The organism is Kitasatospora sp. NPDC028961, assembly GCF_055564815.1.
Genome location: NZ_JBVHVO010000001.1, coordinates 613646 through 635788 on the forward strand (window position 1 = coordinate 613646; position 22143 = coordinate 635788).

Annotated in this window: 19 protein-coding genes; 15 read left to right on the plus strand and 4 right to left on the minus strand. The window is 75.8% G+C overall.

Features of this window, described 5'->3' with window-relative positions; all coding sequences use genetic code 11:
• Nucleotides 1-35: 35 nt before the first annotated feature.
• A complete protein-coding gene (locus ACZ4UX_RS02700) occupies nucleotides 36-1055 on the plus strand; it encodes an SAM-dependent methyltransferase (RefSeq protein WP_465705128.1) in 1020 nt (339 codons plus the stop codon).
• Nucleotides 1052-2221, plus strand: a complete 1170-nt coding sequence (locus tag ACZ4UX_RS02705) for an NADH-quinone oxidoreductase subunit D (RefSeq protein ID WP_465705130.1) — start codon at nucleotides 1052-1054, stop codon at nucleotides 2219-2221. The genes ACZ4UX_RS02700 and ACZ4UX_RS02705 overlap by 4 nt, the downstream gene beginning before the upstream one ends.
• 56 nt (nucleotides 2222-2277) lie before the next feature.
• On the opposite strand, the gene ACZ4UX_RS02710 is transcribed toward ACZ4UX_RS02705, so the two are convergent.
• On the minus strand, nucleotides 2278-3114 hold the full coding sequence (locus ACZ4UX_RS02710; RefSeq protein ID WP_465705405.1) for a DUF3109 family protein: 837 nt from the start codon (nucleotides 3112-3114) through the stop codon (nucleotides 2278-2280).
• A 257-nt stretch (nucleotides 3115-3371) separates the two neighbouring features.
• On the opposite strand from ACZ4UX_RS02710, the gene ACZ4UX_RS02715 reads away from it, so the two are divergent.
• The 9 genes from ACZ4UX_RS02715 to ACZ4UX_RS02755 all read left to right on the plus strand — a co-directional run bounded on the left by ACZ4UX_RS02715 (nucleotide 3372) and on the right by ACZ4UX_RS02755 (nucleotide 15343).
• Nucleotides 3372-3788 (plus strand): hypothetical protein, encoded by a 417-nt coding sequence (locus tag ACZ4UX_RS02715; RefSeq protein ID WP_329488330.1) that lies wholly within the window; start codon nucleotides 3372-3374, stop codon nucleotides 3786-3788.
• A gap of 195 nt (nucleotides 3789-3983) precedes the next feature.
• On the plus strand, nucleotides 3984-6875 hold the full coding sequence (locus tag ACZ4UX_RS02720) for a toxin glutamine deamidase domain-containing protein (RefSeq protein WP_465705132.1): 2892 nt from the start codon (nucleotides 3984-3986) through the stop codon (nucleotides 6873-6875).
• A gap of 132 nt (nucleotides 6876-7007) precedes the next feature.
• On the plus strand, nucleotides 7008-8312 hold the full coding sequence (locus ACZ4UX_RS02725) for an SUKH-4 family immunity protein (RefSeq protein WP_465705134.1): 1305 nt from the start codon (nucleotides 7008-7010) through the stop codon (nucleotides 8310-8312).
• A gap of 211 nt (nucleotides 8313-8523) precedes the next feature.
• A complete protein-coding gene (locus ACZ4UX_RS02730; RefSeq protein ID WP_465705136.1) occupies nucleotides 8524-9384 on the plus strand; it encodes a glycerophosphodiester phosphodiesterase in 861 nt (286 codons plus the stop codon).
• A 108-nt stretch (nucleotides 9385-9492) separates the two neighbouring features.
• Nucleotides 9493-10455 carry a Ppx/GppA family phosphatase gene (locus ACZ4UX_RS02735; protein WP_329488325.1) on the plus strand — a complete coding sequence of 321 codons (963 nt, stop codon included), beginning with the start codon at nucleotides 9493-9495 and terminating at the stop codon, nucleotides 10453-10455.
• A 672-nt stretch (nucleotides 10456-11127) separates the two neighbouring features.
• Nucleotides 11128-11931 (plus strand): sugar phosphate isomerase/epimerase family protein, encoded by an 804-nt coding sequence (locus tag ACZ4UX_RS02740; protein WP_465705407.1) that lies wholly within the window; start codon nucleotides 11128-11130, stop codon nucleotides 11929-11931.
• Nucleotides 11932-11959: 28 nt separating this feature from the next.
• Nucleotides 11960-12739, plus strand: coding sequence for a class I SAM-dependent methyltransferase (locus tag ACZ4UX_RS02745; RefSeq protein WP_465705138.1), 780 nt, complete (start codon nucleotides 11960-11962; stop codon nucleotides 12737-12739).
• A gap of 119 nt (nucleotides 12740-12858) precedes the next feature.
• Entirely contained in the window at nucleotides 12859-14703 is a 1845-nt protein-coding gene (gene ilvD / locus ACZ4UX_RS02750) for a dihydroxy-acid dehydratase (RefSeq protein WP_329488323.1), read from the plus strand.
• Between the two features lie 106 nt (nucleotides 14704-14809).
• On the plus strand, nucleotides 14810-15343 hold the full coding sequence (locus ACZ4UX_RS02755; RefSeq protein WP_329488322.1) for a hypothetical protein: 534 nt from the start codon (nucleotides 14810-14812) through the stop codon (nucleotides 15341-15343).
• A 4-nt stretch (nucleotides 15344-15347) separates the two neighbouring features.
• On the opposite strand, the gene ACZ4UX_RS02760 is transcribed toward ACZ4UX_RS02755, so the two are convergent.
• Complete coding sequence (locus ACZ4UX_RS02760) at nucleotides 15348-16697, minus strand: SCO2583/SCO2584 N-terminal domain-containing protein (RefSeq protein WP_465705140.1); 1350 nt, start codon at nucleotides 16695-16697, stop codon at nucleotides 15348-15350.
• 114 nt (nucleotides 16698-16811) lie between these two features.
• The gene (locus tag ACZ4UX_RS02765; protein WP_465705142.1) at nucleotides 16812-17261 is read right to left on the minus strand and encodes a hypothetical protein; all 450 of its coding nucleotides are present in this window, start codon (nucleotides 17259-17261) and stop codon (nucleotides 16812-16814) included.
• 187 nt (nucleotides 17262-17448) lie between these two features.
• On the opposite strand from ACZ4UX_RS02765, the gene proC reads away from it, so the two are divergent.
• The 3 genes from proC (at nucleotide 17449) to ACZ4UX_RS02780 (ending at nucleotide 20258) form a co-directional block, all read left to right on the plus strand.
• Nucleotides 17449-18276, plus strand: a complete 828-nt coding sequence (proC, locus tag ACZ4UX_RS02770; protein ID WP_329488318.1) for a pyrroline-5-carboxylate reductase — start codon at nucleotides 17449-17451, stop codon at nucleotides 18274-18276.
• A gap of 22 nt (nucleotides 18277-18298) precedes the next feature.
• Entirely contained in the window at nucleotides 18299-18952 is a 654-nt protein-coding gene (locus tag ACZ4UX_RS02775; RefSeq protein ID WP_329488317.1) for an HAD family hydrolase, read from the plus strand.
• 100 nt (nucleotides 18953-19052) lie between these two features.
• Nucleotides 19053-20258: an MFS transporter gene (locus tag ACZ4UX_RS02780; protein ID WP_465705144.1), complete on the plus strand. Its 1206-nt coding sequence runs from the start codon at nucleotides 19053-19055 to the stop codon at nucleotides 20256-20258.
• Nucleotides 20259-20282: 24 nt separating this feature from the next.
• Here ACZ4UX_RS02780 and ACZ4UX_RS02785 read toward each other — a convergent pair whose 3' ends face one another.
• Complete coding sequence (locus ACZ4UX_RS02785) at nucleotides 20283-20603, minus strand: MarR family transcriptional regulator (RefSeq protein WP_465705146.1); 321 nt, start codon at nucleotides 20601-20603, stop codon at nucleotides 20283-20285.
• Nucleotides 20604-20786: 183 nt separating this feature from the next.
• Between ACZ4UX_RS02785 and ACZ4UX_RS02790 the strand changes: the two genes are divergently transcribed.
• On the plus strand, nucleotides 20787-21983 hold the full coding sequence (locus ACZ4UX_RS02790) for an acetoin utilization protein AcuC (RefSeq protein WP_465705148.1): 1197 nt from the start codon (nucleotides 20787-20789) through the stop codon (nucleotides 21981-21983).
• Nucleotides 21984-22143: the final 160 nt, after the last annotated feature.

A 22143-nucleotide genomic window follows, 5' to 3' on the forward strand; every position in this document is an offset into this window, starting at 1 on the left:
GGAGGGGAACCCCGGCGCCGGTAGCGTCCCGCCGCATGACTTGGATGCGGTGGCGGCCCGCCATGGAAGAGGCCCTCTACGCCCCCGTCGGCGGCTTCTACCGCAGGCCGGAGGGGCCGGCCGGGCACTTCCGCACCTCGGTGCACGCCTCCCCGCTGTTCGCCCGCGCGGTGGCCCGGCTGCTGCTGGACGTGGACGCGGCCCTCGGCCGTCCGGAGGAGCTGGCCTTCGTGGACGTCGGGGCGGGCCGCGGCGAGCTGCTGACCGGTGTGCTGGCCGAGCTGCCGGACGGGGTGCTGGCCCGGCTGCGGCCGTACGGGGTGGAGATCGCGGCGGACCGTCCGGCGGGACTGCCGTCCACAGCCCTGTGGACGGACGAGGTGCCGCGCGGCGTCAGCGGGCTGCTGTTCGCCAACGAGTGGCTGGACAACGTGCCGCTGGACCTCGGCGAGGTGGACGAGGACGGGGTGCTGCGCTACGTCGAGGTGGACACCGCGACCGGCGAGGAGCGGCTCGGGTCCGCGGTGGACGCGGCCGACGCCGCCTGGGCCGCGCGCTGGTGGCCGGCCCCCGAGCCGGGGGACGTCGTGGAGTTCGGCGCCCCGCGCGACGCCGTCTGGGCCTCGGCCGTCGCCGGGCTGGAACGCGGTCTCGCGGTCGCGGCGGACTACGGGCACACCGCCGCGAGCCGCCCGCCCCTCGCCACCCTGACCGGGTTCCGGGCGGGCCGGGAGGTGCGCCCGGTGCCGGACGGCTCCTGCGACCTCACCGCGCACGTGGCGCTGGACGCGGTGGCCGCGCCCGCCGTCCACAGCCTGTGGACAACGCAGCGCGAGGCGCTGCGGGCGCTCGGCGTGAGCGGTGCCCGACCGCCGCTGGCGCTGGCGTCCACCGACCCGGCGGCCTACCTGCGGGCGCTCGGCGGCGCCGGGGAGGCCGCCGAGCTGACCGACCCGGCGGGCCTGGGCGCGTTCGGCTGGCTCGCCCAGGCCGTCCGCATGCCGGTACCGGAGACCCTCGCCGGTCTCGGGGGATGGCAGACTCTCGGGTCATGAGGGAGACCACGGTCGGCATCGGGGCGGGAGCCGAGAACTTCACCGGCGCGGCGGGCAGCACCGACATGGTGCTCAACATCGGCCCGCAGCACCCGGCGACCCACGGTGTGCTGCGGCTGAAGCTGGTGCTGGACGGCGAGCGGATCGTCACCGCGGAGCCGGTGATCGGCTACATGCACCGCGGCGCGGAGAAGCTCTTCGAGGCCCGTGACTACCGGCAGATCATCATGCTGGCCAACCGGCACGACTGGCTCTCCGCGTTCGCCAACGAGCTGGGCGTGGTGCTCGGCGTCGAGCGGATGCTCGGCATGGAGGTGCCCGAGCGCGCGGTCTGGATCCGCACCCTGCTCGCCGAGCTGAACCGCGTCCTCAACCACCTGATGTTCCTCGGCTCCTACCCGCTGGAGCTGGGCGGGATCACCCCGATCTTCCACGCCTTCACCGGCCGTGAGGACCTCCAGCACGTGCTGGAGGAGGCCTCCGGCGGCCGGATGCACTACATGTTCAACCGGGTCGGCGGCCTCAAGGAGGACCTGCCGGCCGGCTGGCTCGGCCGGGTCCGGGCGGCGATCGCCACCGTCCGCTCGCAGCTGCCGGTCTTCGAGGACCTCGTCCTCGGCAACGAGATCTTCCGGGCCCGCACCGCCGGCGTCGGCGTGCTCAGCCGGGCGCACGCCGAGGCGTACGGGGTCAGCGGCCCGATCGCGCGTGCCAGCGGGCTCGACTTCGACCTGCGCCGTGACGAGCCCTACCTGGCGTACGGCTCGGAGGAGCTGCGCGCGGTGCTGACCGTGGTCACCCGTGAGGAGGGCGACTGCCTGGCCCGGTTCGAGTGCCTGCTGGAGCAGACCGTCAACGCGCTGGACCTCGCGGACGCCTGCCTGGACAAGCTCGCCACGCTGGCGCCCGGCCCGGTCAACCTGCGGCTGCCCAAGGTGCTCAAGGCCCCCGAGGGGAGCACCTACGCCTGGACGGAGAACCCGCTCGGCGTCAACGGCTACTACCTGGTCTCGCGCGGCGACAAGACGCCGTGGCGGCTGAAGCTGCGCTCGGCGTCCTTCAACAACATCCAGGCGCTCACCGAACTGCTGCCCGGCACCCTGGTCGCCGACATGGTGGCCATCCTGGGCTCGATGTTCTTCGTCGTCGGCGACATCGACAAGTAGGCGGCACCGACACGTGGCGGTGGGGCGCCGGACGGCGGCGAGGGCGTACCGGCGGGCTACTTCCTGCGGCCCGGCTTCCGGCCCGGGTCGGCCGGGTGCGGCGCCACCTTGCGGTCGCCCTTGGTGGCGATCCGCTGCTCGCAGAGGCCGGCCAGCACCTCGTACCCGGCCTTGCCCATCAGCTCGGTGAGCTCGGGGCGGTAGCTGATGTACACCGGGTCCGGGCCGGTGTGCGCGTCCGGGCTGCCGGTGCACCACCAGTGCAGGTCGTGGCCGCCCGGGCCCCAGCCCCGGCGGTCGTACTCGCCGATGGTGACCTGGAGGTAGCGGGTGTCGTCCGGGCGGTCGATCCAGTCGTAGGTGCGCCGCACCGGGAGCTGCCAGCAGACGTCCGGCTTGGTCTCCAGCGGCTCCTTGCCCTCCTTGAGGGCGAGGGTGTGCAGCGCGCAGCCGGCGCCGCCGGCGAAGCCGGGGCTGTTGAGGAAGAGGCAGGCGCCGTTGACCCGGCGGGTCTGCCGGTCGCCGTCCTCGTCGAACATGGTGATGCCGCCGTCGAGCCGGATCCGGCCCTTGGCGTCGGTGCCGTGCGCGTGGTTCTCCCAGATCTCGGGCGTCAGCCGGGCCGCGTGGCCGGCCACGCGCCGCTCGTCGTCCTCGTCCGAGTAGTGCGCGCCGAGCGTGCAGCAGCCGTCCGACTCGCCGCGGCCCTCGCGGATGCCCTGGCAGCCCCGGCCGAAGATGCACGTCCAGCGGGAGGTCAGCCAGGTGAGGTCGCAGCGGAAGACCTGCTCCTCGTCGGCCGGGTCGGCGAACTCGACCCAGGCCCGGGGGAAGTCGAGCGGGACCTCGGGGCGCGGGGCGTCGAGCGGGGCCTCGACGCGCAGGGTCGGCATCGCGAGGTCGACCGGGGTCGCGCCGGCCTTGGTCTTCTTCTTGGAGGTCTCTGCTGCTGCCACCCGGCAAGGGTAGAGCCTTCACGGCGGTGCGAACCGCCTGCGGGCGGGGGATTTGCGGTGGTTTCGCCGAGCGGCGGCGGTCGGAGCCGCCGTCGGGCGAGGTGAAGGCGGGGTGAAGAGGTCTCCGCCGCGCTGCGGCCCAACGCGGCCGCCCCTCTAGGATGGCGGCCGGTCCGCTACGGGGAGGTACGGGGATGGCGAGCGGCAGTGGCAACGGCGATGCCGGAGGCGGCACCTTCGCCCTCAAACCGTGGGAACTGCACGGTGAGGGGCGCGAGTTCGAAAAGATCTCGGAGGACTTCGGGAAGGCCGCCAGCACCTTGGAGCAGTCGCTCGCGGCGCTCGGCAGCCCGTGGGGGCAGGACCGGCCGGGCAGCGGATTCGCCGCCGCCTACAAGGACGCGCGCGGCGGGCTGCTCGGCGGTCTGCGCGGGCTGGCCGGGCAGCTGGGGCAGGTCGGCTCGGGGCTGCACACCATGGCCGAGCGGACCGTCGACGCGGAGACCGCGGCGGCCGCCGGCTTCGGCGGCGCGGCGGGGCAGGGCGGGCCGGTGACGCCCGCGGCAACCCCGGGGGCCCGTACGACCGTCCCCAAGGACAGGTCGGCCTGACGGCCGGGGCCGTCCGCCGGACGCGGACCGCGGGTGACGCGGTCCGTGCGCGGCGGTCGGCACCCCGTGTTCCGTCGCCGCCGTGCTCCGCCACGCCGTGGCCCGCACGCCGTGGCCCGCACGTCGTGGCCCGCACACCGAAGTCCGCACGCCGCGGTCCGTACGTCGAAGTCCGTACGTCGAAGGGGGAAGCGCATGTCCCGCAAGCTGCCCGAGGAGCTGGCACCGCTGCTGGCCAGGACCGGCCACCAGTGGCCGCAGGCCGACGAGGACGGGCTGCGCAGGGCGGCCGGCCTCTGGCGCGACTTCGGCGTCGAGGCCGAGCGCCTCGGCAAGCGCGGCGGGGACTCCGCCAAGCGCGTCACCGGGGAGAACTCCGGCCGCGCGGTGGACGCCTTCGGCGAGTACTGGCGGGCGTTCAGCGGCCGCGGCACCGGCCACCTGGACGACGCGCACAGCGCCACGACCCTGGTGGCCGGCGCCTTCGACAAGGCCGCCCGGGCCGTCGACAGCTGCAAGGCCGACCTCGTCGCCACCCTCACCGAGCTGGCCGCCGAGCTGAAGAAGGCCGAGGAGCAGGCGGCCCGGGCCAAGGCGGCCGCAGCCGAGGTCGCCACCGCCACCCGCGGCGACGGAGCGGCGCCCGGCGGGGTCTTCGGCGGGCTGCGGCAGGGCCTCGGCGCGGTGGCGGCCGGGGTGCGCGACGCCGCCACCGAACACGTCGCCGAAGCGGTGGCGGCGGCCGCCGTCGAGTCCGCCGGGCTGAAGATCGGCGGCCTGCTGGACGAGCTCGGTCGGGCGATGAAGGACGGGCTGGACGGCACGCTCAAGGAGCCCGCGGTGGTCGCGCTGCTGCGCCTCGCGCCGGGCGGCGTCCCGGGGGTGCGTCCGGCGTCGTTCACCGGCGGGGCCTTCGACCCGGTCGCCGCCGGGCTGCCCGCCGTGCTCGGCGAGCCGGGCGTGCTGGGCGCGGACGGCGCGGGCCTGGCGGTGGTGCTCGGTCAGGACGGCCGGCCCGTGGTCGGCGTGCCGGGGCTGGCGGTCAAGCTCGACGAGGCCGGCCGACCGGTGCTCGACGAGCACGGAGACCCGGTCATCGTCCGGGCCGACGGCACGACGGTGACGGACCCGAGCGGGCTGCTCGTCGTCCAGGGCCCGGACGGCAAGCCGGTGGTGGGGGTCGAGGACCTCGCCGTGAAGGTGGACGAGCAGGGGCGGCCGGTGCTGGGCAGGGACGGCCTGCCGGTGCTGACCGACAAGGACGGCAAGGAGGTCCGCGGCATACCGCTGACCGACCCCGCGGCGGCCCGCGGGAACGGCCACGGACTGGACGGCAAACCGGGCGGGCCGCTCGCCGACGGGCCGGGCGCGGTGCTGCCGGGCGCACCCGGGGCGCCCGGCGTCCCCGGGGCCGGCACACCCGGGGTGGGGCCGGACGGCGTGGTCGTGATGGACGGCGCCGGCCGCCCCGGCCCGGGCGGTCCGGGGGAGCACCCGGACCGGGCCCCGGACGGGGGCGGTACGGGGCCGCTGCGGACCGGTTCGGCCGGCGGCGACCGGACGCCGGACGGCCCGGGCCGTCCGGCCGCCCCGGCACAGTTCGCCAGTGGTGGTGGCGGCGACGGTGGTGGTGGCGGTGGCGGCGCGGTCGGCTACGGCGGCCGGGCCGACGACGACTACCACCTGCCGCCCGCCCACCCGGGGGGTGGCGGCGGCGCGCCCGTGACCGTACGGACCGACTCGGTGCTCGCGCCGCCCGCACCGCAGGCCCCCGCCGCGCCCTCGCACCTCGGCGCGCCGGACGTGCCGTCCGGCGGCGGACCCGCCCAGGGCGGCCCGCACGGCACCTCCTACGGCGCCCAGTTCACCGTGCCGGTGGCCGCCGGGCCGACCGGCCCCGGTCCGCTGGCCGGCCCGTCCGGCGGTTCCTACCCGGGCCCGGTGGCGGCCGGGCACGGTCCGGCGCCGTTCGGCAGCGGGGTCGGCGCCGGCCCGCCCGCCGCCGGGGGCGCCCCCAGCGCCGTCCCGGCCGGGCCCGGAGGCGCGGTCGGCCCTGTCGTCGTCCCCGGCCCGGGCACCCCGGCAGCCGGTGCCCCGGGCGCGTCCGGGACGCCCGGCGCCCCCGCCTCCGGACAGCAGGCGCCCGCCGAGGGCCGGCCGGGCGCCGGGGTGGGCGCGGGCGCCCCGCGGGGGGCCACCGGCACCCCGCACCCGGTCACCGCGCCCGGCCCGGTGACCGTCCTGCCGCCGTCGGCCCCGCCGGTCGCCGGCCCCGGCCGCCCCGAGGAACACCCGGAGGACCACCGCCGGCGCCCCGGCGGCTCCCCGGCCGAGGGCGGGGACAGCCTGGCCTGGGCCGCCGTCCCGGTCGCCACCGCGCACGCCCTGGCGCTCCAGCTGGCCCGGCGCGCCCTGCGCGGCGGCGGCGCCGAGGAGGAGTTCCAGGCGCGCCTGCGGACCATCGCCGACAGCCGCCCCTACGGACTGCCCGGCGGCCTGGCCCCGGTCGACCCGGAGCACCAGCGCGAGGTCGAGCGCCGGGCGCCCCGGGACGCGGCCGGTCTGCCCGTCCGCCACCCCGACCCGGCGGCCGGCGGCTGGACGGAGGTGGTCAACGCCGACGGCCCGCACGCCCCGGGCCGGGCGAACAACAGCCTGGAGATCGCGCTGTCCGCCGTCGACACCTTCACCGGCCGCCCGACCTGCGCCGCGCCCCGGATCCCCACCGAGGGCGACGCGGGGGAGCGCGGCGGCCGGGACCGTGCCGAACGCGAACTCGGCGCGCCCTTCCGCGACCTCGGCGACGGCGGCCCGGCCTTCGGCCGTCTCACCGGCGAACTGCGGCGGGCCGGCCACGGCGCCCAGGCCGTGCTGCTCACCCTGGACGGCTTCGGTCGTCCGCACGCCTGGAACGCCGTCAACCACCGGGACACCGTGACCTACCTCGACCACCAGGTCGGCCGCCGGGGGGCCGAGCCGCTGCACGACGCCGCCCACGGCCTCTGGGCGATCGCCCTCGACCCGGACGGGTGCCCGCTCGACCTCGCCGCGCGCCGTCCGGAGCCGGCGACGAGCGGCGCCCGGTGACCGCCGTCCTGAGCCGTCCCGCCGCCGGGCGCCGCGTCGGGCCGCCGACCGGCGGTGTCCGGTGACCATCCGTCCGCCCCTCTCCGCCCGCGCGCCCCTCCCGGCCCGCGTCCATGCAAGGAGCACCACCCTGTGACCACCCGCGCGCAGGCGGTCGAGGCCGCCCACCGCTGGATCAACGGCGAGCTGCCGAGGGCCTCCGCCGACGGCTCGACCGGGAGCCGGCGGGTGTACTCGCACGAGTTCGACCTCGGCTGGGTGGTCTGGGCGGAGCCCTCGCCGGTGGGGGTCGACCCGCTGACGGGGGAGCGGCGTGCACCCGAGGAGGTGGGGGCGGCCTGTGCGGTGGTGGACCGGATCACCGGGCGGTTCACCGTCTGGCCGTCCGTACCGGTGGACGAGGTGACCGCGCTCTACCGGGACTTCGTGGGCGCCGGCGCCCACGACCCGGCCCTGCCGCCGGCCACCGGCCGGGGCACCCGGGCCGAGCTGACCTACCGTGACGACCTCGGCGAGGTCCGCTCGCTGGCGCTGCGCTCGGCGCCCGGGCTGCCGCACCCGGCGCTGCGCGGCTGGTGGTGGCTGCGCGAGCGGGGCGTCCGCCCGGAGGACGTGCTGGCCGTCCGCACCGACCTGCGGCTGAGCGCGCTGCCCGGCGGCTACTGGGCGTACGCGCTGGCCGCCGAGCTGCCGGGCGCCCGGGTGGAGGCCGAGCTGTCCTACGGACCGCGCTTCGACCACCGGGCGGCGGCCGTCCGCGCGCTCCCGGCCGAGCCCGGCGGACCGGTCCGCAACCGGGTGCCCTTCCCGCGCGGCGGCCCGGCCCCGGCCGCCGGAGCGGACGACGGGCTCGCGGCGCTGCTGGTGGAACGCTTCGGTGCCGGCGGCGTCCGGCGCTTCGACCCGGCCGACGTCGCCCGGGCCGACCTGCCGGAGGCCACCGCCCGGGTCCTGCTGGCGGTCGGTGTGCCCGTCGCGGTCGAGGGCTTCTTCGCGCTGCACCACCCGCGGCCGGACGCGATCGCCGACGGCACCCGGCCCGGTACGGTGCTGCCGCCGCTCGCCGCCCACCTGGCGCAGGCCGGCCGCGGCACCCGGGTGGCAGAGCGGGAGCGCCTCGCACTGGCCCCGCAACTGCTGCTCGGGACGGACGGCTGGGCGCTGATCGCCCTGGACACCGCCTGCGGCGCCGTCCGGGCCGTCGACCCCGACTACGCCACCGCCCGGCACTGCAACGCCGGGCCGGCGGCCTTCGTCCGCAGCCTGGCCCTGTTCGCCGGGTGGCTGCCCGGTCTGCCCGGGCTGGACCCGCGGGCCGCCGGCACCGCCGTCGCCGAGCTGCAGCGCGCTCTGGCGGCGATCGACCCGACGGTCTTCGACGACCCGGAGAACTGGTGGGCCGTCATCGTCGAGCAGCTGTGGGACGGTCTGCTGTGACGCCGGGGCGGCGCGTCCGGGTGACCCGCGGTGCGCCGCCGCCGGGCCGGAGCGGGCGGCGGGCGCACGCTGGAGGCGACCGCCGGCACGGTCAGGTTGTCGGACCGGTTCGCTGATCCCCCGCCGACGTGTCGACGATGTCCCGGACGCCCGGCACCCCGCCGGACACCCGCGTCCGCCCGGCGTCCGAACCAGAGCTGGAGCCCGAGCCGTGACCGCCTCGCCCCGCACCGCCCACGCGGCCGTCCTCGCCGCCCTCGCGGTGCTGGCCGGCGGCTGCGCCCCCGCCCCCGAGCTCCGCGCCCACCCGGTCGCGGCTGAGCGGAGCTGCGACGCCCCGACGGTGATCGGCCACCGGGGCTCCCCGCTCGACGCCCCCGAGAACACCATGGGCTCCTTCGAGACGGCCCTCGACCAGGGCGCCGACTGGCTGGAGACCGACGTCCAGACCACCCGGGACGGCGTGCCGGTCCTGATGCACGACCCCACCGTGGACCGCACCACCGACGGCCACGGCGCCGTCGCGGACCTGACCGCCGCTCAGGTCGCCGGGCTGCGGGTGACCGTCGGCCCCGGCCCGGCCGAGGCCGTGCCGACGCTGGAGCACCTGCTGAACCGGCTCGCCGGCAGCCCCGTGACGCTGCTGATGGAGATCAAGTGGCAGCGGGCCGAGGACGTCGCCCGGATCGCCCGGATCGCCGCCGGCAGCGGCGCCCGGGTCTACCTGTACTCGTTCTCCGCCGAGCACCTGCGCCAGGCCCACGCAGCCGCCCCCGCCCTGCCGGTCGTCCTCATCCAGGGCGCCTCGCTCGCCGACGACCCCGGTGACCTGCCGCTGCACGGCATCGCCCTGGAGGGGGCGCTGGCCACCGCCGACCGGATCGCCGCCGAGCGCGCGGCCGGCCGCGAGGTCTACGTCTGGACGCTGGACGACGAGGCGTCCTGGCAGCTGATGACCGACCGGGACGCCGACGGCCTGATCACCAACGCCCCCGGCCGGGCCCGCCGCTGGGCCGACGCCGGCTGCCGAACCCTCCACCCGGCCGCGCCGCGGGGCACCCACGGGCCCTGAGTCGGCGCCGCTGGTCCGGACCAAGTCACCGGGCCCGGACCGCCGGACCAGCACGAATACCGACGCGCCAGGTCTGTCCGGAGGCGGGATCGCGTAGCGTGAAGGGCTATGCGACTCGGTGTTCTCGACGTAGGTTCCAACACGGTCCACTTCCTCGTGGTGGACGCGCACCCCGGTGCCGCCCCCGTCCCCGCCTACTCCCACAAGGCGGAGCTGCGGCTCGCCGAACTCCTCGACGACCGGGGCGCGATAAGTGAGCCCGGGGTGGCGAAGCTGGTCGGCATGGTCGCCTCCTCGCTGCGGGTCGCCGAGGACAAGGGCGTGCTCGACATCCTGCCGTTCGCCACCTCCGCCGTCCGGGAGGCCGCCAACGGCGAGGAGGTGCTGCGCCGGGTCGCCGAGGAGACCGGGGTCGAACTGCGGGTGCTCTCCGGGCAGGACGAGGCGCGGCTCACCTTCCTCGCCGTCCGCCGCTGGTTCGGCTGGTCCTCCGGCCGGCTGCTCAACCTGGACATCGGCGGTGGCTCGCTGGAGATCGCCTGCGGGCTGGACGAGCAGCCCGACGTGGCCTGTTCGCTGCCGCTGGGCGCCGGCCGGCTCACCGGCCGCTGGCTGCCCGGGGACGTCGCCGACCCGGAGGGCCTGCGCGAGCTCAGACGCCACATCCGGGCCGAGATGGCCACCGTCGTCGGCGAGATCGCCCGGCTGGGCTCCCCCGACCACGCGGTCGCCACCTCCAAGACCTTCAAGCAGCTCGCCCGGATGACCGGCGCGGCCCCCGCCGACGCCGGCCCGTACGCCGACCGCCGGCTGACCCGCAGCAACCTCTCCGCCTGGCTGCCCCGGCTCTCCGCGATGACCGTCGCCGAGCGGGCGCAGATCCCCGGTGTCTCCGAGGGCCGCGCCAAGCAACTGCTGGCCGGCGCCCTGGTCGCCGACGCCGCGATGGACCTCTTCGGCCTGGACGAGCTCGACATCTGCCCGTGGGCGCTGCGCGAGGGCATCATCCTGCGCCGCCTGGACACCATGGACGGCGCGGTCGACCGCCGCCGGCCCGCGCTCGCCACCTGAGGGGCGGTCCGGCCGGCCCGCGCCGGGAGGGCCGCTCCCCGTTCCGGGCGCGGTCCGCTTACGCTGTCTCCCGTGGCGCAACCAGCGGACGAGGACGGGACGCGGGAGGGCCGCGCTCCCGGGGACGGGCAGCCGCGGCCGGACACCCCGCGCCGCACGGACCCGCCGCCCGCGGCCGCCGGCGGCGAGCCGGCCGGGACCGGCGGTGCCGGACGGGCCCGCAAGCTGGGCAAGGCCGTGAAGGGCGCGAAGAGCGCGCGGAGTGCCAAGAGCGCGAAGAGCGCGAAGAGCGCCGGGCCGGCCGGGGAGACCAGGACGGCCGGGGCTTCCGGGGATTCCGTGGCGTCTGAGGATTCTGGTACTTCTGGGGCGGCGGCCGCGGCGAAGTCCGCCCGGGCGGCCCGGAAAGCCACCGGCGGAGCGGCGAAGAAGGCGGCGAAGAAGGCCGCCAAGAAGGCGGCGAAGAAGGCCCCCGGGCAGCCGCCCGCGGCGGGGACCGCGACCGGCGGGACCGGCGCGGCGCCCCGCGGGACCCGGACCGCCCGGGCGGCCGGCGCCGCCAAGGCCGCCGTCCAGTCGGTGAAGTCCGTCAAGGCCGCCCGGCAGGCCGCGGCCCACCCGGCCCCGCTGCTGCGCACCACCGACCGCCTGGTCCTGCCCCCGCACCCCGGCCTGCACATCCCCGACACCAAGGTCGCCCTCTCCACCGCCTCGGTCTACCCGGCCAACACCGCCATCGCCTTCGAGCTGGCCGAGCGGCTCGGCTACGACGGCGTCGAGGTGATGGTCTGGAACGACCCGGTCAGCCAGGACATCGAGGCGCTGCGCCGGCTCTCCGACGCCCACCGGATGCCGATCCTGGCCGTGCACGCGCCCTGCCTGCTGATCACCCAGCGGGTCTGGACCAGCGACCCGTGGACCAAGCTCGTCCGGGCCCGCGCGGCGGCCGAGAAGCTCGGCGCGAGCGCCGTCGTCGTCCACCCGCCGTTCCGCTGGCAGCGCCAGTACGCCCGGGACTTCGTCGAGGGCATCAACCGGATGGCGGGCGAGACCGACGTCCGCTTCGCCGTCGAGAACATGTACCCCTGGCGCTACCGCGACCGCGAGATGCTGGCCTACGCACCCGGCTGGGACGTCACCGAGGAGGAGTACCGGCACTTCACCATCGACCTCTCGCACGCCGCGACCTCCCGGATCGACGCGCTCGCCATGGTCGACCGGATGGGCGACCGGCTCGCGCACATCCACCTGGCCGACGGCAGCGGCTCCGGCAAGGACGAGCACCTGATCCCCGGCCGGGGCAAGCAGCCCTGCGCCGAACTGCTGGAGCACCTCGCCCGGACCGGCTTCGACGGCCACGTGGTGCTGGAGGTCAACACCCGGCGCTCCGCGTCCCCCGCCGAACGCGAGGCCGATCTCGCCGAGGCGCTCGCCTTCACCCGTCTGCACCTGGCCACCCCCGCCCGGGTACGCTGACCACGAACTGCCGTACCGAGGGGGACATATGACGGACAGCACGGACTACCGTCGGCTCGCCGGCTCGTTCGGCGCGGTGGCCGCCGAGTACGACCGGGCCCGTCCCTCGTACCCCGACGAGCTCTTCGACGCGCTGGAGCGCCTGGCCGGCCGCACCCTGAAGGGCGCCCGGGTGCTGGACGTCGGCGCCGGTACCGGTATCGCCACCCGGCTGCTGGCCGGCCGCGGCGCGGACGTGATCGCCGTCGAGCCCACCCCCGGCATGGGTGCCCAGTTCCTCACCTCCTCGCCGGGCCTGCCGCTGGTCCGGGGCGACGGCGACGACCTGCCCTTCCACGACGGCTCGGCCGACTTCGTCACCTACGCCCAGGCCTTCCACTGGACGCACCCCGAACGGTCCGTCCCCGAGGCGATCCGGGTGCTGCGCCCCGGCGGCGCGCTCGCGACCTGGTGGAACGTGAAGGACAGCGGCGTCGCCTGGGTGGCGGCGATGGGCGAGCGGCTCGCCAAGGCGCTCACCGGGACGTACCACGGCTACGGCGCGGTCAACGAGATCGTCTCGCACCTCGCCCCCCACGACCTGCGGATCGGCACCGCCACGCTGCGCTGGGAGCGCCGGGTCACCGTCGACCACGTGATCACCGACCTGGTCTCGCGCTCCTACCTGGCCTCCCTCGCCCCCGAGGAGCGGGCGCCGCTGCTGGCCGTCGAGCGCGAGGCGCTGCTGGCGGAGTTCCCGGACGGCTGGGTGGTCGAGCCGTACGTGCTGGACCTCACCGTGGCCCGGACCCCGGACGCCACGGCCTGACCGCATCGCGGACGCGGTGTCCGCCCGCCGGACGGCGGGCGTAGTCTCGAAAGACACAGCGGCCGCGCACCCTCCTCACCCCGCGGGGCCGCCAGCAGCCTCCGAAGGAGTGGAGCACAGTGCCCGAGCTGAAGTCCCGTACGGTCACCCACGGTCGCAACATGGCAGGCGCCCGGGCGCTTCTCCGGGCCGCCGGCGTAGCCCGCGAGGACTTCGGCAAGCCGATCATCGCGGTCGCCAACTCCTTCACCGAGTTCGTCCCCGGGCACACCCACCTCCAGCCGGTCGGCCGGATCGTCTCCGAGGCGATCAAGCAGGCGGGCGGCATCCCGCGCGAGTTCAACACCATCGCGGTGGACGACGGCATCGCGATGGGCCACGGCGGCATGCTCTACTCGCTGCCCTCGCGCGACCTGATCGCCGACTCGGTGGAGTACATGGTCAACGCGCACTGCGCGGACGCCCTGATCTGCATCTCCAACTGCGACAAGATCACCCCGGGCATGCTGATGGCCGCCCTGCGCCTCAACATCCCGACCGTCTTCGTCTCCGGCGGCCCGATGGAGGCCGGCAAGGCCACCCTGGTCGACGGCACCGTGCGCAGGCTGGACCTGGTCGACGCGATCTCCCAGGCGGTCAACGAGAACGTCTCCGACGAGGACATCGCGATCATCGAGGAGAACGCCTGCCCGACCTGCGGGTCCTGCTCGGGCATGTTCACCGCCAACTCGATGAACTGCCTGACCGAGGCGATCGGCCTCTCGCTGCCCGGCAACGGCTCGGTGCTCGCCACCCACACCGCCCGCCGGGCGCTGTACGAGAAGGCCGGGCGGACCGTCGTCGAGATCACCAACCGGCACTACCAGCAGGACGACTACAGCGTCCTGCCCCGCTCGATCGCCACCCGGTCCGCGTTCGAGAACGCCATGGCGCTGGACATCGCGATGGGCGGCTCCACCAACACCATCCTGCACCTGCTCGCCGCCGCCCAGGAAGCCGAGCTGGACTTCGACCTGCGGGCCATCGACGCGGTCTCCCGCCGGGTGCCCTGCCTCTCCAAGGTCGCGCCCAACGGCTCGTACTACATGGAGGACGTCCACCGGGCCGGCGGCATCCCCGCCATCCTCGGCGAGCTCTACCGCGGCGGCATGCTCCACGAGGACGTGACCACCGTCCACTCCGACTCGCTCGCCGAGTGGCTGAAGACCTGGGACGTCCGCGGCGGCTCGCCGTCCGCCGAGGCCGTCGAGCTCTGGCACGCCGCCCCCGGCTGCGTCCGCTCCGCCGAGGCCTTCTCCCAGTCCGAGCGCTGGGAGTCGCTGGACACCGACGCCGCCAACGGCTGCATCCGCAGCGTCGAGCACGCCTACTCGGTCGAGGGCGGCCTGGCCGTGCTGTACGGCAACCTCGCCGAGGACGGCTGCATCGTGAAGACCGCCGGTGTCGACGAGTCGATCTGGACCTTCAGCGGCCCCGCGGTCGTCGTCGAGTCCCAGGAGGACGCCGTCGACGCGATCCTCACCAAGCGGATCAAGGAGGGCGACGTCGTCGTCATCCGCTACGAGGGCCCCAAGGGCGGCCCCGGCATGCAGGAGATGCTCTACCCGACCTCGTTCCTCAAGGGCCGGGGGCTCGGCAAGGCCTGCGCCCTGGTCACCGACGGCCGCTTCTCCGGGGGCACCTCGGGCCTGTCGATCGGCCACGCCTCCCCGGAGGCCGCCTCCGGTGGCACCATCGCGCTGGTCGAGGACGGCGACATCGTGGCCATCGACATCCCCGGCCGGACGATCTCGCTGGAGGTCCCCGCCGAGGTGCTGCACGAGCGCCGGCTGAAGCTGGAGGCCGGGGGCGGCTACCGTCCGAAGAACCGCGAGCGCCAGGTCAGCCAGGCGCTGCGGGCCTACGCCGCGATGGCCACCTCCGCCGACAAGGGCGCCGTTCGCGACGTCTCCAAGCTCGGCTGACACCCCCGCGCCACGAGGAGCCGTTCCGCCCCGGGCGGGACGGCTCCTCCCGCGTCGGCCGCCGGATGCTGTCTCGCGGGCGGGGCGCCGGGTGATAATCGGCCGTGTGAACGAGGACCCCACCCCCACCCCCAGGCCCGCCGGCGCCCCTGAGCCGGAACCGATCCGCTGGTTCGGCACCAGCTGGGTCGGCCGTGGCACCGACTACCGGCTGCGCCGGGTCGTGGTGCCGCTCGGCGCCCTGCTCGCGGCGGTGGCCGGGGCGTTCGTCCTGCGCTTCGCCGTCGAGGGCGTCCAGCTGTCCGACAACGGCGGGTTCGTCAACGGCCTGCTGGTCGCCGCCGTGGCGATCTGCTCCTGCCTGGCCGGGCTGCGCAACTGGAAGCTGCTCAGCGAGGGCAGGGACCAGCTGACCGGCTGGATGGCCGAGGACAAGTCGCTCGGCGTGGTCTGGGTCATCGGCGGGGTCGGCGCGCTGTTCGCCTACTTCCTGCGCGGCCTGGTCGAGGCCCCCGGCGAGGCCGTCAAGCGCGCCCGCTACGAGCGCGCCACCGCCCAGTACGGGCGGCGGCAGGCGGGCCGCGGCGGCCGGCCCGGCGCGAAGAAGGCGGCGCCGGGCCGGGGCGGGCGCAAGCGCTGAGCGCTCAGCTGCGGGTGATCGTGCCGCACTCGCCCCGCGCGGTCAGCTCCTTGGAGCGGTCGTACGGGTCGGTGGCCGGTCCGGTCCCCTCCGGGTCCGGCTGGGCGAACTGGGGGAACCGCGGGTGGAGGAAGCCGTCGTAGACCTCGCAGGCGGTGTTGCCGACCTCGGACCGGCGCTTGCCGAAGTTGATCTTCTTCGGGTTGTTCTGGTACTTGCCCGGGTCGTAGAACCGGAAGTCCTCCGTCTTGCGCACGATGGTGCGGGCGGTCCGGGTGTCCCCGGGGACGTCGGCCACCGGGAGCAGCAGGGCGACCGGCTTGACCGCGCCGTCCCCGGGCGCGGGCGGCGCGGGCGGCGCCGACCGCGGGGACTGCGCCGGGGCGCCCGGCGTCGGCCGCTGGGCCGTGGCGCGCTGGGCCGCCTCCGGGCCGGGACGCAGCGCGTAGACGTAGGTGAAGTCGGTGTGCACCACGACCCCCTTCTCACCGTCGCCCTCGACGCTGATCCGGCCCTGCAGCCTGACCCCGTCGGCCACCTGGACCGCCTCGCGCGGATCGAAGCGGTCGAACGCCGAGGTGGGGTCGTCCTCCTTGCTGGGGCGGGCCAGCGCGATCTCCAGCTTGTCCCGGCTCTCCCGCTCCAGCATCGCCAGCGCGGCGTCCGGCCGGCCGCCCGCGATCACCTTCGGATCCAGGTTGGCCGCCGCCAGGTAGTCCTTCACCAGCTTGACCTGGGCGGCCACCTGCTCGGCGCCGAACACCCCGATGGCGCCGGGGGCCTGCGGCAGGTCGAAGGCGTCCATCGTGGTCGGCCAGTCCTTGGCGGGGGAGCCGGCCCACGGGCGGTCGACGGTGGGCTGCTCCTCGTCGACCGGTGAGGGCGCGCCGGTCGGCCGCGCGGTCTCCGGGGCGACCGGCGCGGCGGACGTGCCGGACCGGTCCGGGGCGGCGCCGAAGGTCGTCGAGAACCAGGAGCGCACGCCGTCGACGTTGAGCGCGCCCAGCAGCACGACCACCGTCAGCAGCACGTACAGCGGTGCCTGCCACCGCGGCCGCGGGCGGGCGTTGCCCCAGGGGTCGACCGGCTTCGGAGCGCGCCCGAAGCGCCCGGCCTTCCTCGGGCCGTCGTTCACCGAGCGCCGGCCGCCCGGGTCGACCGGCGGGGTGTGCTGCCACCGGGCGGAGAGCATCCGGGTGCGGCCCGCGGGCTCCTTGACGGCGGCCCCGCGGACGAACTCCTCGTCCAGGACGAGGTCGGCGAACGGGTCCTTCCCGCCCGCTCCGGACGGGTCCGCCCCGTCCGGGGCCCGGCCCTCGGACGGGCGCGGTTCTGGATCTTCGGCTATCGGCATCGCGCCAGTATGCCGACGGGGTGTGACAGGGAATCGATCGGGGGCACACCGTGTGGTGAACTCGGGTGCGACGTGCGGGAATCACCCCGTTTTGTCCGGCTGGCGGGCTGGTGCTCAGCCCTTGCGGCGGGCCTGCTTCACCGAGCCGACCACGCCCGCGACGGCCAGCAGGAGACCGGCCGGCAGCAGCGAGAGGAAGAACGCGCCGAACAGGCCCGCGTCCCCGAGGATCGTCTGCGCCAGCATGTTCAGCACCAGCAGCCCGCCCGCGGCCGGCAGCGCCGACTTCCACGGATGCGCGTCCGCCCACCGGCGCAGCCGCCGGTCGGTGGTGTCCTTGCGCAGCTGGCCGCCCACCGTGCCGACCAGGAAGAAGAAGAACAGGGCCCAGCCGGCCGGTCCGGCCAGCATGCTCAGCGACCAGTCGCCGGTGATCGCGTCGATCCCCAGGGCGGTCGCCCCCACCACCGCACCGACTCCCGCGGCCGTCCGCCACGGCCCCAGCGTCGCGGCGGCGACGGCGGCTTGCCGGTTCTCACGTCGGGACATCTCTCCGTGTGCCATGCCTCCACGGTGCGCCCGCGCACGGCCCGAAGCCATAGGGGAGAACCCCGAGTTTCTCCCTAGGGCGGACGCCCCCGGGCCCGGCCCCGGGGCGGACGCCGCCGGGCCCTTCCGCAGGGTGGACGGTCCCGCCGCGGGCGGGGGAGCGGTGCGAGGATGGCGGCAGGAACGGATGCAAGGAGCGGGCATGGGCAGCGGCGCGGCGCACGGGCAGAAGATCGCCTTCCTCGGGACGGGCAAGATCGGGGAGGCCCTGCTCTCCGGTCTGCTGCGGGCCGGCAAGGACCCGGCGGACGTCCTGGTGACCGCCCGCCGGCCGGAGCGGGCCGCCGAGCTGGCCGCGAAGTACGGCGTCGGCGTGGTGGCCAACCACGAGGCCGCCAAGCTCGCCGACACCCTCATCCTCGCGGTGAAGCCGCAGGACATGGGCACCCTGCTGGACGAACTGGCGCCGCACGTCGGCGCGGACCGGCTGGTCATCTCGGCCGCGGCCGGCATCCCCACCGCCTGGTTCGAGGAGCGGCTGGCGCCCGGTACCCCGGTGGTCCGGGTGATGCCCAACACGCCCGTCCTGGTGGACGAGGGCATGAGCGTGATCTCCGGCGGCTCGCACGCGACCGAGGCGCACCTGGAGCGGGCCGAGGAGATCTTCCGCTCGGTCGGCAAGGCGCTGCGGCTGCCGGAGTCCCAGCAGGACGCGGCGACCGCGCTCTCCGGTTCGGGCCCGGCGTACTTCTACTTCCTGGTCGAGGCGATGACGGACGCCGGCATCCTGCTCGGCCTGCCCCGGCACGTGGCGCACGACCTGATCGTGCAGTCCGCGATCGGCGCCTCGGTGATGCTGCGGGACTCCGGCGAGCACCCGGTGAAGCTGCGCGAGGCGGTCACCTCGCCGGCCGGCACCACCATCGCGGCCATCCGCGAGCTGGAGAACCACGGGGTGCGGGCCGCGCTGCTGGGCGCCCTGGAGGCGGCCCGGGACCGCTCCCGGGAGCTGGCCTCCGGCGGCCGGTAGGCCGCCCAGTAGGCTCGGCCGCATGGCCTACGACCTGGTGATCTTCGACAACGACGGCGTGCTGGTGGACAGCGAGCCGCTCTCCAACCGGTTGCTCGCCGAGTACCTCACCGAACTCGGCTACCCGACCACGATCGAGGACTCCTACCGGGACTTCATGGGCACCGCGGCCCACCGGATCCACGACGTGATCGCCGAGCGGCACGACGGCGCGAAGCTGCCGGAGGGCTTCGACGAGCTGTTCCACGGCCGGGTGTTCGCCGCCTTCGACGCCGAACTCACCGCCGTGCGGGGCGCGGAGACGCTGCTGAAGGAGCTCGGGCAGCGCTCCGTGCCGTTCTGCCTCGCCTCCTCGGCGCACCACGCGTGGATCCGCACCGCCCTCGACGTCACCGGTCTGCGCGGGTACTTCGCCGAGGAGCGGATCTTCAGCGCGCAGGACGTCGGCGTCGGCAAGCCGGCCCCCGACCTCTTCCTGCACGCCGCCCGCGCCCTCGGCGTCGACCCGGCCCGCTGCCTGGTGCTGGAGGACAGCGTCAACGGCGTGCTGGCCGCCCGGGCGGCCGGGATGGACGTCTACGGCTACACGGCGCTCACCGACCCGGCGCGGCTGACGGCGGCGGGCGCCACCGGGCTGATCGGGGACCTCGCCGAGGCCGCCGCGCTGCTCGGCTGAGCGGCCGGGCCCGTACCGGCGTGCGCACCCCCTCCCCAAAAGCCGCGCCACCCCCTACGCTCTCGCCAACATCGTTGTACCGGCCAGTAGCGAGGTGTGCGTGAAGATCGGGACGGCGCCCGGTGCCGCGGCACCACCACGGCTGCGGGCGGGCCGGGCCGCGCTCACCGCGAGCTTCCTGCTCCAGGGCGTCACCTTCGCGCTGCTGGTCACCTGCATCCCCGAGATCCAGGACCGGTACGGGCTGAGCGACGCGCTGCTGCCGGTCTTCCTGGCCGCCGTGCCGATCCTGGCCGGCGTCGGGTCGATCGTCTCCGAGCAGCTGGTGCGGCGGGCCGGCGCGCGGGCGGTGCTGCGGGTCGTCCAGCCCGCCGTCTGCCTAAGCCTGGCCGGCGCCGGGTTCGGCCGCACGCTCTGGCAACTCGCGCTCGCGCTCGGCGTGTTCGGCCTGCTGGTCGGCGCGCTGGACGCCAGTATGAACATGCTCGGGGTCGGCCTGCAGCGCCGCTACGGGCGCTCGATCATGCTCGGCTTCCACGCCGCGTTCAGCCTCGGCGGCATCCTCGGCACGGTCGTCACCGGCCTCGGTTCGCACTACCACCTCGGCCTGCCCGTGCTGTTCGGGACGGCCGCCGTGGTGATCGCCCCGCTCGCGGTGCTGGCCGGGACGCGGTTCGCCGGGCCCGCCGAGCTCGGTGACGCCGTCCGGGAGGCCGCCGAGGCCGCGGCCCGGAGCGTCCCGTGGCGGCCGCTGCTGCCGCTCTGCCTGGCGATGGCCTTCGCGTACATCGCCGACGCCTCGGTCTCCAACTACAGCGTCAAGTACCTCACCGACGGCCTGGGCAGCGCCGAGGACGTGGCGAAGCTGTCCTACCTCGGCTACATGGTGGCGATGCTGCTCGGCCGTGCGCTGGGCGACCGCGCGGTGCAGCGCTGGGGCGCCGTCCCGGTGGTCCGCGGCGGCGCCGCGCTGGCCGCGCTGGGCTTCGCGAGCGCCGCCGCCGCGCCCGGTGCGGCCGCCGGCATCGCCGGGTTCACCGTGCTCGGCTTCGGGATCTGCGCGATCATCCCGCAGGTCTTCGCGGCCGGCGGGCGGCTCCTCCCGGACGACTCGGACGCCGCCGTGGCCCGGCTCAACCTCTTCAACTACGTGGGCTTCCTGATCGGTTCGCCGCTGGTGGGCGCGATCGCCGATGCCAGTTCGTACCGCTGGGCGCTGCTCGCCCCGATGCTCCTGGTGCTCGCCGTCCTCCCGCTGGCCGACCGCTTCGCCCCCGCCCCGGCGCTCGTCCCGGCGCGGGCCTGACGGCGGCGCCGCGCCGCGTGGCGCTCAGCCTTCGCGGATCTCGTCCAGCGGCTCCCGCATCAGGGCCTTGGCGCGGGTGAACCAGTCCGCGAGCACGGCGATCTCGTTCGGGGTGTAGTCGGCGAACAGGCGGCCGAACCGCTCGTACATCGGGCCGTAGACCTGGAGGATGCGGGCCTGCGCGGAGTCCTCCATCACCACCCGTACCCGGCGGCGGTCGGCCGGGTCGGCCTCGCGGCGGGCGTACCCGGACTTCTCCAGCCGGTTGAGCACGCCCGTCACCGCGCCGGTGGTGAGCTGCGCCCGCTCGGCGAGGTCGCCGGCGGCGAGCGGCTCCCCGGCCACGCCGACTGCCTCGGCTGCCGGCTGGCGGGCCGCACCCGCACCCGCACCCGCGCCGGCGCCCGCGCCGGGCCCGGCCGCCCGGCTCTCCCGGAGGTAGGCCCGCGCCCGGGCGGGCCGTTCACCGACCCCCGGGGGTGTGACCTGGCGGCGGTCGCGGCGCGCGCACGCACTACCGTGGACGCCATGCCCGAAGCCGAGCGTGACACCCCCTGCGGCCTGCACCTCTTCTGGGACGAGGCCGTCACCGCCTACGACTTCGGTCCCGGTCACCCGATGGACCCGGACCGGCTGGCGCTCACCATGCGCCTGGTGGAGTCCCTCGGGCTGAACGCGGGGCCCGGCGTCACCGTCCGGTCCGCACCGCCCGCCGGCGACTCCACCCTGCGGCTGGTGCACACCCGGGATTACGTCGCGGCGGTCAAGCACGCGGCCGCCCACCCCGAGGAGGTGGACCTGCGGCACGGGCTCGGCACCGACGACAACTGGGCCTTCCCCGCCGTCCACTCCGCCTCCGCGCTGATCGCCGGGCAGTCGGTCGCCGCCGCCGAGGCGGTCTGGCGCGGCGAGACCCCGCACGCCGTCAACTTCGCGGGCGGACTGCACCACGCGATGCCCGCCCGGGCGTCCGGCTTCTGCATCTACAACGACCCCGCGCTCGCCATCGCCCGGCTGCTCGAACTCGGCGCCGAGCGGGTCGCCTACGTCGACGTGGACGTCCACCACGGGGACGGCGTCCAGCAGGCGTTCTGGGACGACCCCCGGGTGCTCACCGTCTCGCTGCACGAGCACCCCGCGACGCTCTTCCCGCAGACCGGCTGGGCCACCGAGACCGGCGGCCCGGCCGCGCCCGGCTCGGCGGCCAACCTGCCGCTGCCGGCCGGTACCGGTGACTCCGGCTGGCTGCGCGCCTTCCACGCCCTGGTGCCCGAACTGCTGGCCGCCTTCCGCCCGCAGGTGCTGGTCACCCAGCACGGCGCGGACACCCACCTGGAGGACCCGCTCGCCCACCTCGCCGTCACCGTGGACGCCCAGCGGATGATCGCCGAGGAACTGCACGCCCTGGCCCACGAGCACGCCGACGGCCGCTGGATCGCGCTGGGCGGCGGCGGGTACGCCGTCGTGGACGTCGTCCCGCGGACCTGGACCCATCTGGTCGCCACCGCCGCCGGCCGGCCCGTCGACCCGGCCACCGAAACCCCGGAGGCCTGGCGCGCCGAGGTCTACCGGCGCACCCGCCGGCCGGCCCCGCTGCGGATGACCGACGGCGCCCGGCCGGTCTGGCGGGACTTCGACGCGGGATACGATCCGGCCGACCGCCTCGACCAGGCGATCCTGGCCAGCCGCCGCGCCGTGCTGCCGCACCACGGCCTGCTGCCCTGAACCCCGGCCCCCGGTTGTGGAGACGCCGGGCGGTGCGCACGACCCCTGCGACAGACCGCCGAGTGACTACGTAATGCAACAGGACTATCTCTCACCGTACGAGGACTGGGCTTCTCCCTCTTCCCACTGGTACCACCCATAACTACTCTGGGGATACACG

Coding starts and splice junctions, on each gene's coding strand:
- ACZ4UX_RS02700 (WP_465705128.1), top strand. CDS start 36: ATGACTTGGATGCGGTGGCGGCCCGCCATGGAAGAGGCCCTCTACGCC.
- ACZ4UX_RS02705 (WP_465705130.1), top strand. CDS start 1,052: ATGAGGGAGACCACGGTCGGCATCGGGGCGGGAGCCGAGAACTTCACC.
- ACZ4UX_RS02710 (WP_465705405.1), bottom strand. CDS start 3,114: ATGCCGACCCTGCGCGTCGAGGCCCCGCTCGACGCCCCGCGCCCCGAG.
- ACZ4UX_RS02715 (WP_329488330.1), top strand. CDS start 3,372: ATGGCGAGCGGCAGTGGCAACGGCGATGCCGGAGGCGGCACCTTCGCC.
- ACZ4UX_RS02720 (WP_465705132.1), top strand. CDS start 3,984: ATGTCCCGCAAGCTGCCCGAGGAGCTGGCACCGCTGCTGGCCAGGACC.
- ACZ4UX_RS02735 (WP_329488325.1), top strand. CDS start 9,493: ATGCGACTCGGTGTTCTCGACGTAGGTTCCAACACGGTCCACTTCCTC.
- ACZ4UX_RS02745 (WP_465705138.1), top strand. CDS start 11,960: ATGACGGACAGCACGGACTACCGTCGGCTCGCCGGCTCGTTCGGCGCG.
- ACZ4UX_RS02760 (WP_465705140.1), bottom strand. CDS start 16,697: ATGCCGATAGCCGAAGATCCAGAACCGCGCCCGTCCGAGGGCCGGGCC.
- ACZ4UX_RS02765 (WP_465705142.1), bottom strand. CDS start 17,261: ATGGCACACGGAGAGATGTCCCGACGTGAGAACCGGCAAGCCGCCGTC.
- proC (WP_329488318.1), top strand. CDS start 17,449: ATGGGCAGCGGCGCGGCGCACGGGCAGAAGATCGCCTTCCTCGGGACG.
- ACZ4UX_RS02775 (WP_329488317.1), top strand. CDS start 18,299: ATGGCCTACGACCTGGTGATCTTCGACAACGACGGCGTGCTGGTGGAC.
- ACZ4UX_RS02790 (WP_465705148.1), top strand. CDS start 20,787: ATGCCCGAAGCCGAGCGTGACACCCCCTGCGGCCTGCACCTCTTCTGG.